The sequence below is a fragment of the Paenibacillus sp. Y280 genome, from assembly GCF_056786335.1.
The window spans coordinates 128,804-140,796 of record NZ_JBXCIW010000013.1; the positions used below are offsets into that span (position 1 = coordinate 128,804).

10 protein-coding genes are annotated in these 11,993 nt (G+C 48.5%); all 10 read left to right on the plus strand.

What is annotated here, in order from left to right; translation table 11 throughout:
- Positions 1-32 precede the first annotated feature (32 nt).
- The 10 genes from AC1TPC_RS17670 to ytaF all read left to right on the plus strand — a co-directional run bounded on the left by AC1TPC_RS17670 (position 33) and on the right by ytaF (position 11,979).
- Positions 33-1,037 carry a PstS family phosphate ABC transporter substrate-binding protein gene (locus AC1TPC_RS17670; RefSeq protein WP_482068127.1) on the plus strand — a complete coding sequence of 335 codons (1,005 nt, stop codon included), beginning with the start codon at positions 33-35 and terminating at the stop codon, positions 1,035-1,037.
- A gap of 190 nt (positions 1,038-1,227) precedes the next feature.
- Entirely contained in the window at positions 1,228-2,091 is an 864-nt protein-coding gene (gene pstC / locus AC1TPC_RS17675) for a phosphate ABC transporter permease subunit PstC (RefSeq protein WP_482068146.1), read from the plus strand.
- A 1-nt stretch (position 2,092) separates the two neighbouring features.
- On the plus strand, positions 2,093-2,968 hold the full coding sequence (gene pstA / locus AC1TPC_RS17680; protein WP_482068128.1) for a phosphate ABC transporter permease PstA: 876 nt from the start codon (positions 2,093-2,095) through the stop codon (positions 2,966-2,968).
- A 41-nt stretch (positions 2,969-3,009) separates the two neighbouring features.
- Positions 3,010-3,765, plus strand: coding sequence for a phosphate ABC transporter ATP-binding protein PstB (pstB, locus tag AC1TPC_RS17685; RefSeq protein WP_482068129.1), 756 nt, complete (start codon positions 3,010-3,012; stop codon positions 3,763-3,765).
- Between the two features lie 79 nt (positions 3,766-3,844).
- Positions 3,845-4,504 (plus strand): phosphate signaling complex protein PhoU, encoded by a 660-nt coding sequence (phoU, locus tag AC1TPC_RS17690; protein WP_482068147.1) that lies wholly within the window; start codon positions 3,845-3,847, stop codon positions 4,502-4,504.
- 195 nt (positions 4,505-4,699) lie between these two features.
- Positions 4,700-6,232: a GGDEF domain-containing protein gene (locus tag AC1TPC_RS17695; protein WP_482068130.1), complete on the plus strand. Its 1,533-nt coding sequence runs from the start codon at positions 4,700-4,702 to the stop codon at positions 6,230-6,232.
- Positions 6,229-7,452 (plus strand): EAL domain-containing protein, encoded by a 1,224-nt coding sequence (locus AC1TPC_RS17700; RefSeq protein ID WP_482068131.1) that lies wholly within the window; start codon positions 6,229-6,231, stop codon positions 7,450-7,452. The genes AC1TPC_RS17695 and AC1TPC_RS17700 overlap by 4 nt, the downstream gene beginning before the upstream one ends.
- A gap of 97 nt (positions 7,453-7,549) precedes the next feature.
- Positions 7,550-10,228, plus strand: a complete 2,679-nt coding sequence (gene polA, locus AC1TPC_RS17705) for a DNA polymerase I (protein WP_482068132.1) — start codon at positions 7,550-7,552, stop codon at positions 10,226-10,228.
- Between the two features lie 48 nt (positions 10,229-10,276).
- Positions 10,277-11,128: a DNA-formamidopyrimidine glycosylase gene (gene mutM, locus AC1TPC_RS17710; protein WP_482068133.1), complete on the plus strand. Its 852-nt coding sequence runs from the start codon at positions 10,277-10,279 to the stop codon at positions 11,126-11,128.
- 134 nt (positions 11,129-11,262) lie between these two features.
- Positions 11,263-11,979, plus strand: a complete 717-nt coding sequence (gene ytaF, locus AC1TPC_RS17715; RefSeq protein WP_482068134.1) for a sporulation membrane protein YtaF — start codon at positions 11,263-11,265, stop codon at positions 11,977-11,979.
- Positions 11,980-11,993: the final 14 nt, after the last annotated feature.

Here is an 11,993-nt window from a genome sequence, read left to right on the forward strand (position 1 = left end):
CCTGAGCAGATATGAAAAGAGGAGTGATAGATTTGTTAAAGAAAAAAAGCTTTAAGGGGATCTTGATGTTGTCGATGGTGGCGGGACTAGTATTCGCAGCTGCTTGCGGTAACAATGCAAATGGCGGAAATAATGGAACGGCAAATACAGGTACTACAAATAACGCAGCTACAAACGCTCCAGCTGAGGAAACTGCAAAATTGTCAGGCGAAATTAAAATTGACGGTTCAAGCACAGTGTTCCCGCTTACAGAAGCAGCTGCTGAGGAGTTTAACAAAGAGCACACTGACGTACGTGTTCCAGTAGGCGTATCTGGTACTGGCGGCGGCTTCAAGCAATTTTGCGCAGGCGAGATCGCAATCGCAGATGCTTCCCGTCCAATCAAAGAAGAAGAAGCTGCAGCTTGTAAAACAGCTGGCATTGAATACACAGAGCTTACAGTAGCATTTGACGGTTTGTCTGTAGTCGTAAGCAAAGAGAATGACTTCATCGATCACTTGACTGTTGAAGAGCTTAACAAAATTTTCGTAACAGGCAGCACAGTTAAAACGTGGAAAGATGTTCGCGATACATTCCCTGCAGAACCGATCATCATATTCTCGCCAGGTGCAGATTCCGGAACTTATGACTATTTTAACGAAGCTATTCTTGATAAAGCAGGTATCCGTAATGATGAATCAATGATTAGCTTCTCCGAAGATGACAATGCGCTAGTTCAAGGCGTAGCAGGCAGCAAATACGGTATTGGTTACTTCGGTTTTGCTTATTTCGAAGAGAACCAAGACAAATTGAAAGTTGTTCCAGTTGATGGCGGCAAAGGCGCAATTACTCCAACTTATGACACAATCAAAGACGGCAGCTACGCGCCATTGTCCCGTCCGCTCTTCATCTATGTAAGCAACAAAGAGCTTGAGCGTCCAGAAGTGAAAGAATTCGCGAAATATTATATCAACAACATTGGAGCATTAGCTGGTGAAGTTGGATATGTATCTCTTCCTGATGAGCAATACGCTACGGAAGCTGCAAAAATTCAATAAGCAGCCTAACTGCTGGATGATAAAATGTGGTGTCTTGCGGGACATCACATTTTTCACGAATCATATGTAAATGAATTGTAAAGGTAAGAAGGAGGACGCCGCAATGCCAACGCAAGGGCTGCAATCGGCCAGCAAGGCTCAAACAGCAAGCAAGGAATTATATAACTTTAAAAATAAACGAGTTAGCATCATGAATAAATTGATGCCAGTCCTATTGTTTCTATGTGCATCTGTTTCCGTTCTTACAACAATAGGGATTGTCATAACACTCATCTCAGAAACGTATCAGTTTTTTCAGAAAATACCGATTTTTGATTTCCTGTTTGGGACAAAATGGTCACCGTTAATCCCTCCAAAGAGCTACGGCGTTCTACCTCTCTTGTCAGGTACGCTTATGATTACGTTTATTGCCTGCCTAGTTGCTATTCCATTAGGCTTGGCAAGTGCCATATACTTATCCGAATATGCGCCAAAGCGGGTTCGCAAAATCATTAAACCTATTCTTGAGGTACTTGCAGGAGTTCCAACCATCGTTTACGGATACTTCGCGCTTAGCCTTGTTACTCCGTTTATCCAAAGCATTTTCCACAGCGCTGGCGTGTTCAATGCGTTAAGTGCTGGTATCGTAGTCGGTATTATGATTATTCCGATGGTTTGCTCTCTAAGCGAGGATGCCATGTCGTCGGTGCCTCGCACCTTACGCGACGGTGCTTACGCGCTTGGCGCAACAAGATTCGAGGTCGCTTTGAAAATCGTTGTGCCCGCTGCCTTCTCCGGTATCGTGGCTTCGGCCGTGCTCGCATTCTCCCGCGCAATCGGCGAGACGATGATCGTTACGGTTGCTGCAGGCTCCACGCCTAATATGACCGTTAATCCGCTCGATAGTATCCAGACGATGACCGCTTATATCGTTCAGGTCAGCCTTGGAGATACGCCGCACGGAACGGTTGAGTATGGATCGATCTTCGCGGTCGGCATGACGCTGTTCGTCATTACGTTCCTGCTCAATATTCTTGCCCAGTACATCGCAAGAAAATTCAGAGAGGAGTACTAAGATGAACATATTTCAAGACGCGAACCGAAAACAAATCGCTAATCGACGGAAGACGGATTGGATGCTGCATATTCTGTTCGTCGCAGCTACCTCAATCGGCGTTCTCGCGCTATGCGCGTTAATCGTAGATATTTTAATTGATGGCATTTCCCGGCTGCAGCCTGACTTATTCACGAACTTCCCGTCGCGCAAAGCGGAAGGTTCCGGTATGAAGTCAGCTCTCGTCGGCACGATTTACATGCTGCTTCTCATGGCGCCGATTTCCTTTATCTTTGGTGTCGGAGCAGCAATTTATTTGGAGGAATATGCGAAGAAGGGCCGCATTACTCGGATAATTCAGCTTAATATCAGTACGCTGGCGGGTGTTCCGTCTATCGTATACGGTATTTTGGGATTAACCTTGTTCGTCCGATTACTAGCGCTCGACCGCAGTCTCATTGCCGGTGCGTTGACGATGACGCTGCTTGTGCTTCCGATTATTATCGTCTCTGCACAGGAGGCTATCCGCGCGGTTCCCAAATCTCGCCGCGATGCCTCGTTCGCGCTTGGCGCGACCAAATGGCAAACCGTAGCCCGTTCGGTTATGCCATCTGCGCTTCCCGGCGTATTAACCGGCGTCATTCTAGCGATGTCGCGGGCAATTGGAGAGACAGCGCCGCTCGTTATGATCGGTGCATTGACCTACGTCGCATTTTTGCCAAATGGTCTCAAGGATTCGTTTACCGTTATTCCGATTCAAGTGTACAACTGGTTGTCTAAGCCTCAGCTTGAGTTCAAGGAGCTTGCGGCCAGCGGTATTATCGTTTTACTCGCACTGCTATTGCTAATGAACTTCTCAGCTATTCTGCTTCGCAACAAGTACCAAAAAAACGTTTAAAGAGATTAGTAAGCAGTGAACACAATTAGGAGGATAACGATATGGAAGCACTTATTAATATTAACAAACTGAATTTGTTTTACGGCGCTTTCCACGCTTTAAAGGATGTATCACTAACGATACCGGAGAAAGCGATCACGGCATTCATCGGACCATCAGGCTGCGGAAAGTCGACGCTGCTGCGTACGCTGAACCGCATGAATGATATGATTCCAGGTACTCGGATCGAGGGCGGCATTGCAATCGGCGGTACAGAAATTTATTCGAATGAAGTAGATGTCGAGACGCTCCGCAAAAAAGTAGGTATGGTGTTCCAACAGCCTAACCCATTCCCTAAATCCATTTATGACAATGTAGCATACGGACCGCGTCTGCATGGTATTACCAGCAAGCGTGAACTTGATGAAATTGTAGAAACGAGCTTGAAATCTGCCGTATTGTGGGATGAGGTAAAAGATCATTTGAAGCGTTCTGCATTTGGTTTATCCGGTGGTCAACAGCAGCGTCTATGTATCGCGCGTGCGCTTGCTGTGAATCCGAATATTTTGCTAATGGATGAAGCAACATCAGCACTAGACCCGATTTCTACGCTGAAAATTGAAGAGCTTGCTCAAGAGCTGAAGGATAAGTACACAATTGTAATGGTTACTCACAACATGCATCAGGCAGCCCGTGTATCCAACCAAACCGTGTTTTTCTTAAATGGCGAGGTCATTGAGTATTCGGATACGGAGAAGCTCTTCTCCAATCCAACGGATCAGCGCACGGAAGATTATATTAGCGGACGCTTCGGCTAATCCTCGCGAGCTAATTGATGGAGCCTGTTTTTACAGGCCTGAGCTTGTCTCATGAACCTATAGGAGGAATGTTGTTGTGATGACCACGCGTAAAGAGTTTGATCAAGGACTTGAGCATCTTCATAACCTGCTTATCGATATGGGTACCTTTGTTGAAAAGGCGCTCTCTGAATCGATAGAAGCATTAAAGGCGGTTGATACTAACCGTGCGAAGCAAGTTATTGCGAATGATCCAACGTTGAACCAAATGGAAGAAAAAATTACGGAAATCGGATCGAAGCTTATCGCGACACAGCAGCCGGTTGCCAAAGATTTGCGCCGTATTTTGTCCGCATTCAAAATCGCAAGCGATTTGGAGCGGATGGGAGATAATTCGGTCGATATTGCGAAGGTCGTCTTGCGTTTAGAGGGTCAAGAGCTCATTAAACCATTGATCGATTTGCCGCGGATGGCAGAAATCGTTCAACTGATGACCTACGAAGCGATTCAATCGTTTATTCAAGAGAATGTGGACTTGGCTTACAAAATGGCGAAGGACGATGATCAAGTCGATGCTCTTTTCGGACAGATTACTCGTGAGCTTTATTCGCTAATGTTGGAAAATCCTCGCAACATTACGCAAGCGTCACTGCTTAGCTTCGTTGGGCGTTACCTGGAAAGATTCGGCGATCATGCAACGAACATCGGTGAGAGCGTCGTTTACCTCGTTACAGGCAACAGACCGGATTTGAATGTATAAGTTTAACGAATGATACATAAAGACCGTCGAAGCGGTGATGCTTTGACGGTTTTTTTGCGTATATAGGCCAAAAGCGCTGATGAATTGTTGAATTTTACCTAAAGTTTACTCTTTTATGCATCTCCAATCACAAATGACTGTTAAAGTCATTCTTATTGCAACTGAAATAGACAATGGTTGATCGAGGGGATACGGATGGATGAGGTTGGGGTTGGTTTATTCAATCGAGATATGATCCGCAGCATTAAAGAGCGCTGGCATGATGGCGGCATCAGCGTTATTTATGTCCGCTTCCGAGTAGGGAATGCGGCTTCTGAATCGGCATTGCAGCTATGGGAAAGCGGGGAGCGGAGACTTTTTTGGCGTCATCGGCTGGAGTGGGATTATTTTTATTTGTTTTATCGCAAGAAGCGGGATGAGCCGATCGACACGCTTACCGAAAAAGCGGTGAAGCGGCTATCTGAGGAGCTGCGAAAGGCATGGGTCAAAAGTGAGATCGAGCATAACGTTGACAATGAGCTTGAGGCCGCCATCGGCATCTCAACTGCGTTTCCGCCAGCAACAGGCAGATCCTCCGAAGCGGTTATTTACCGGATGCTGCTGGATGCGATGAAGCAGGGTGTGTTAAATGATTCACACAGTACTGAGCATAGTCACGCAAAAGTGACGGGCTTACTAGATAGCGCAGTAACGCCTCAGCTAGCGGAAGCGAGCGATACTGGAAGTCTGCTTCACTCTCCTAGTCTACAGAGAAAGACTGTGCGAATAGGAGATTTGGCCTTTCCGTTTCCGATTATCTCTGGACAGACTAGAGTATCTGAGGTTGCTTATTTATTCGATTCAAATGCCAAAGCACAAGGGGCGGTAATCGTCGAACAAGGCCGGCCGATCGGCATCTTGATGAAAGAGAAGCTGCATCAAATGCTGGCCGGACAATTTGGACTTCCGCTTTATTGGAATAGACCGGTGGAGCGCATTATGAACAATCAACCGCTTATCGTAGACGAACAGCTGCCTGTTGAACAAGTATCCCAGCTTGCTATGGCTAGGGATTTTTCGCAGCTTTATGATGTGGTGCTCATAACGAAGGACGGCCAGATGGCCGGAGCGGCTTCGATCAGGTCGATTTTGGAATGTATAACGACACTTCGAACGAAGGCTGCTCGAGGGGCCAATCCGCTTACTGGCTTGCCGGGAAACGAGGAGATTCAGCTTGAGCTGCGGCGCCGTATCGGACAAGGAGCCCCCTTTGCAGTCATCTATGCGGACCTCGACTATTTTAAATGGTATAACGATTTTTTCGGTTTTGGTTTAGGAGATGATCTTATCCGCTATTTAGCTGAAATATTATGCGAGAAGCAAAGCCTGATTGGCAGCGATAGCGACTTTATCGGACATATAGGCGGGGACGATTTCATAGTGGTGATGAATGCCAATGCTGGAGAGCAGCTTTGTCAAGCATTGATCAAAAGATTTGATGCTGGAATAAAGCCATTCTATGGCGGCATCGAAGTGAAAACGGTGGAAGATCGACATGGCGAGCTCATCGAGCAGGAAGGCGTTACCCTCTCGCTGTCGCTCATGATCTGGGACGGCAAGGTGCCGTTAACGAGCGAGGATATTCCAGTAATGGCAGCAAAGCTGAAGAAGCAAGCAAAGGCAGTGAAGGGCAGCGTCTATATAAAGGATCATATAAAAGGTATGCTTCGTGGAGAGGAACGACATTGATATTGAGACAACTTCTGGAGTTAGAGCAGATAAAGGACGTGGAAAACGAGAGCTTAGACCATCTCGGAATCATATATTTATCATGGCAGTTTGGGTCTGACAAGCAGAGCGGCAGCATCCCCTCTTTGCAGGAGCATTGGCGTGTATTCGCCGAACGTGAGACGAATATTATTTTAAAAAATTCTCTGATTTATGAGGGCATGCACTGGATGAGGGATGATTTGTTCATTCAATTGCGACTCCCTGCCGGACGACAGTCTGTTATAGAGGGTTGGCTGCTTGAGGCAGCTCATAGGCATAAGACGGAATGGGAGCGTCAATTTACGGAAGAGCTCGGCAACCAAAGCTGGAGGATATTAGGAGGAAAGCTGCATGCGGGGATAGCTGTTGTTGCAGCTGATTCGCGTATGGATGGCATGCTTTGGTATGATGCGATGAAAAATGCGATATTGCACGGTAAATCAGCCTGTGCTATGGAGCACAGCTTGAAGCGGCGAGCCATCGAGCGTTTAATAAGAGAGAGGCATCTTTACACGGTATATCAGCCTATCGTTTCGCTGCAGCAAAAGGGGGAAGTGTTCGGGTACGAGGCGCTTTCGCGTACGCTAGACCGGACTTGGTTTCCAGGGCCGACGGAGCTGTTTCTTTTTGCAGACGAAGAGGGACTAAACTATCCGCTCGATCGTCTGGCTAGAGAGAAGGCAATTGAGGGCTGCAGGCCGCTAAAGCAGAAGCAGAAGCTGTTCATAAACGTCATAGCGCAAATTATGGAGGATCCATGCTTCTCGCCAGGTAAAACATTAAGCCTGCTGGAGCTGCATGGGCTGTCTCCACATCATGTTGTATTCGAAATAACGGAGCGTAGCTCGATTACTGATTTTGGCTCCGTTAAGAAGGCATTGGAGCACTACCGAAGCCAAGGCTATCAAATTGCAATCGATGACGTTGGAGCAGGCTATTCGTCGCTGCAATCGATTGTGGAGCTGCGTCCTGATTATTTGAAGGTTGATCGGTCCATTATTCAGAATATCCATCTCGATGAGGTGAAGGAGCATATTTTGAATACATTAGTTCAATTGGCTGACAAAATGAACATATCGATCATCGCCGAAGGCATCGAGCTTGAAGAGGAGCTCGCCAAGGTGCGCGAGATGGGCATAGCGTACGCCCAAGGGTATTTGCTTGGAAGACCAGCCGCTTTCAAGTCCAACTTTCAGTAACAGATAGGGCATTCCTTTGGCAGCGATGCTTGGGAAATGCCCTTTTTGTGGTATACTTATGGGAATGAATGCTACATAAAGAAGGTGTTGATTCCATATGGAAAAATGGATGCTAATTGACGGCAATAGTATAGCTTACCGCGCGTTCTTCGCCATGCCCCCGCTCACGAATTCGGCAGGCCAGCATACGAATGCAATATTTGGTTTTACAACGATGCTGCTGAAGCTGCTAGAGCAAGAAAATCCGACTCATGTTCTAGTCGCGTTTGACGCAGGCAAAATTACGTTCCGTCATGAAGGATATACCGAATATAAAGGCGGAAGACAGAAGACGCCGTCTGAGCTTTCGGAGCAATTCCCAGTGCTTAAGGAGCTGCTGCATGCGTTCAGCATCGCACAGTTCGAGCTGTCCGGCTATGAGGCTGATGATATTATCGGTACGCTGACGAAGGCGGCTGACGAGAAGGGTGTCGAGACGGTCGTCGTCACCGGGGATAAAGATATGCTCCAGCTTGCATCGGGCAAGGTGACCATAGCGGTCACGCGCAAAGGGGTCAGTGATGTCGATCTTTATACGCCTGAAGCCATACAAGAAAAATACGGCTTAGTGCCGATGCAAATTATCGATTTAAAAGGGCTTATGGGCGATACGTCGGATAATATCCCTGGTGTGCCGGGCGTTGGCGAGAAGACTGCGCTTAAGCTGCTGCACGAGCATGGATCGGTCGAGGGCGTGCTGGACAATTTGGACAAGCTGAAGGGCAAGCTGAAGGAAAACATCGAGAACCACAAGGATGACGCCACGATGAGCAAAAGGCTGGCAACGATATTCCGCGAGGTGCCGATCGAGCGAGACATTGACGAGATTCGTTACGACGGTTATGACGGCTTGAAGCTGGCTGAGGCGTTCCGCAAGCTCGAGTTCAAGTCGCTGATCGAGCGCTTGCAATTGGGAGCGGAAGCGGGCGATATGGAAGAGGAAGCACAGGCTGCGGCTGCTGATCTCAATATTCACGTGATCGAGTCGGAAAATGATGCGGATGCGCTCGATAAGCTAGTTCAACTGCTCGAGCAAACAGACAAAAATGGCTTGTATGTTGAAGCAATAGGCGAGAACCCCCATCAAGCGGAGCTGATCGGTCTGGCGATTGCTACGGAGGAAGCGGTGTTTTCCTTGCCGTTCTCCGCTTTAAAGTCTCCTTTCGCAGCTAAGCTGCGCGCTTGGCTGGAGCAAGCGGACAAGCCGAAGTACGGTTTTGATCTGCATAAAATAGAGCTCGCGCTAAAATGGAGCGGGATCAGCTTCGAAGGGGCAGCATTCGACGTGCAACTGGCCGCTTATTTGCTTGATCCTACCGAAGCAACTCAAACGCTTAGCGGAATTAATGAGAAGCAAGGGCTGTCTACCTTGCCATCTGATGAATCCGTTTATGGCAAAGGCGCGAAGTTCAAGGTGCCAGGTAAAGAGACGCTTTACCGGCACTTGGCGCTGAAGGCAGAAGCTATTCGCCAGCTAGTGCCGCTATTGACCGAAGAGCTGAACCGCACCAGCATGAGCAAGCTGTATTTTGACATCGAACAGCCGTTGTCCCGCATTCTTGCAGGCATGGAGCATCTCGGCATTAAGGTTGAGAAGGAAGAGCTTGAGGCGCTTGGACGCAATCTGGAACGCCAGCTCACGACAATTATCAGCAGCGTTTACAAGCTTGCTGGGATGGAATTCAATATTGGCTCGCCGAAGCAGCTGGGTGAGGTTTTGTTCGAAAAGCTCGGACTGCCCGCCAAGAAAAAGACGAAGACCGGTTATTCGACCGATGCAGAGGTGCTGGAGGAGCTGGCTCCTTACCATGAGATTATTCCGCTTATTTTGCATTATCGCTCGCTCTCGAAGCTGCAGTCCACTTATGTAGAGGGGTTGCTGAAGGAGGTTCGCAAGGAAACGGGCAAGGTACACACTTACTATCGTCAGACGATTGCCGCGACCGGACGCCTTAGCAGTCAATTCCCTAACCTGCAGAACATTCCGATCAGGCTGGAGGAAGGCCGTCAAATTCGGAAAGCCTTTGTTCCTTCAGAGCCAGGCTGGTTTATTCTAGCAGCCGATTATTCACAGATCGAGCTGCGCGTACTCGCACATATTTCGGGTGATGAGAATTTGAAGGAAGCGTTCATTAACGATATGGACATCCATACGAAAACCGCGATGGACGTATTCGGCGTAGCTGCCGATCAAGTCGACTCCAACATGCGGCGTTCCGCGAAGGCGGTTAACTTCGGAATCGTTTACGGCATCAGCGACTTTGGACTATCACAAAACCTTGGCATTACGCGCAAAGAGGCTGCCCATTTTATCGAGCAATACTTTGAGGTGTTTAAAGGCGTGCGGAAGTTTATGGACGATGTCGTCAAGGATGCCCGTCGCGACGGCTATGTGACAACGCTTCTTGAGCGGAGACGATATCTGAACGATATTAAAGCGTCCAACTTCAATATCCGCTCCTTCGCTGAGCGGACTGCGATGAACACGCCGATACAGGGCACTGCGGCAGATATTATTAAGCTGGCGATGGTGCATATGGATGCTGCGCTGAGCGAGCGCAAGCTGAAGAGCCGAATGCTGCTTCAAGTGCATGATGAGCTCGTATTCGAGGTGCCTCAGGATGAGCTTGAGCTCATGAAGACGCTGGTGCCTGAGATTATGGCTGGGGCACTCAAGCTTGATGTTCCGCTCAAGGCGGACATGAGTTTCGGTGACAATTGGTATGAAGCAAAGTAGCCCACTGGCGGGCAGTTTCGGGTATAATGGTTGTTGAGGTGAGGAGAAATGCCTGAATTGCCAGAGGTAGAAACGGTAAGACGAACATTAATTGAACTTGTAGCGGGAAAACGAATACAGTCTGTAACCGTTAGACTCCCGCGTATTATACAAAGGCCCGCAGAGCCCGAGCAGTTCGCCGATGCGCTTGTTGGACATACGATCGAAACGGTTGAGCGACGAGGCAAGTTTTTGCGAATTATTTTAGACGGCCTTGTTCTCGTGTCGCATCTGCGCATGGAAGGGCGTTATGGCGTGTTTCCTTCCGAGGAGCCGCTAGAGCTGCATACGCATGTTATTTTTCATTTTGACGATGGTACGGATCTGCGTTATAAGGATGTGCGCCAATTCGGCACGATGCATCTGTTCCAAGCGGGTTCTGAGCTAGAGCTTCCTCCGTTAAACAAGCTGGGCATTGAGCCGCTAGAGCCATCCTTTACGCTTGAAGCGCTGCGCAGCAAGCTGGAGAAGCGTTCGACGAAGATCAAACCGCTGCTGCTCAATCAAGAGCATATCGTTGGACTAGGCAACATTTATGTGGATGAAGCGTTGTTTCAAGCACGAATTCATCCGGAACGAACGCCGAATACGCTAAAGCCGGCTGAGTGGAAGCGTTTATATGAGGCGATCCGCGCCACGCTCGCGCATGCCGTTGAAGCAGGCGGTTCGTCGATCAAATCCTATGTAAACGGTCAAGGAGAGATGGGCATGTTCCAGCATCAGCTCCTCGTTTATGGCAAGAAAGACGAGCCGTGTCCGGCTTGCGCAAGACCTATCGAGAAATTTACAGTTGGCGGCAGAGGGACGCATATTTGCAGCAAATGCCAGCCGCTAGCCAAGCCGAGCAAAGTAAAGGCTTAGCGCCAATTCCTTATCGACAAGCACAGACAAATACTCCCCGCATATGATAGTTGTGTTACGAACAATGGGCGGATGACTACTCACAGCAATGAAGTGTGAGCCGGGCAGCCGCTGTGCGGGGAGGGACTAAAGTATTGTTCGCGCATGTTGCTTCACTGTTGGTTCTTGCTTTTGCCGTTAGTTTAGACGGATTTGGCGTTGGTGTGACGTATGGCTTGCGAAGAATTCGCATTCCGTTATTGTCGGTGTTTATTATTGCATGCTGTTCCGGCCTCATTATTTATTTGTCGATGCAGGTCGGAGGCTGGCTTACCGGGTTTCTATCCGAGTTTGTTGCGCGTCTCATTGGCGCATGCGTCCTTATCTTAATTGGTGGCTGGGCGCTGCTGCAGCTAAAGCGTGGTAGACAAAACGATGAAGCGAGCGAAGAAGCAGAGGTGGCAAGTCAAGGAAGCGTGGAAAAGGCCGAAGGCCAGTCGAAATCGCATGTAGGAGAAATGGCAAGTACAGCGCTTGTTGTGATGGTGGAGCTGAAGCGATTAGGACTAGTGATCCAAATCCTGCGGACACCGCAAGCGGCAGACGTTGATAAGTCGGGAACGATCTCAGCATCGGAAGCGGTCATGCTCGGCGTTGCGCTATCGCTTGATGCATTCGGAGCAGGTCTTGGAGCTGCATTGATCGGTCTTCCTTCCTTGATTACCGCTTTGACCATTGCCGCAGCGAGCGCGATCTTCCTGGTAGGCGGCATCCGCTTTGGCTTTCGTTTCTCCGCTTGGAGAGGCATGCAAACATTATCTTTGCTGCCAGGCATATTATTAATCATGATGGGAATCATGAAGTTGTTATAATTTGAGGTGATATG

Bases quoted from the DNA above. Each gene is read 5' to 3' on its own strand.
- pstA (WP_482068128.1), top strand. From the start codon at position 2,093: ATGAACATATTTCAAGACGCGAACCGAAAACAAATCGCTAATCGACGG.
- mutM (WP_482068133.1), top strand. From the start codon at position 10,277: ATGCCTGAATTGCCAGAGGTAGAAACGGTAAGACGAACATTAATTGAA.
- phoU (WP_482068147.1), top strand. From the start codon at position 3,845: ATGACCACGCGTAAAGAGTTTGATCAAGGACTTGAGCATCTTCATAAC.
- pstC (WP_482068146.1), top strand. From the start codon at position 1,228: ATGAATAAATTGATGCCAGTCCTATTGTTTCTATGTGCATCTGTTTCC.
- AC1TPC_RS17695 (WP_482068130.1), top strand. From the start codon at position 4,700: ATGGATGAGGTTGGGGTTGGTTTATTCAATCGAGATATGATCCGCAGC.
- polA (WP_482068132.1), top strand. From the start codon at position 7,550: ATGGAAAAATGGATGCTAATTGACGGCAATAGTATAGCTTACCGCGCG.
- pstB (WP_482068129.1), top strand. From the start codon at position 3,010: ATGGAAGCACTTATTAATATTAACAAACTGAATTTGTTTTACGGCGCT.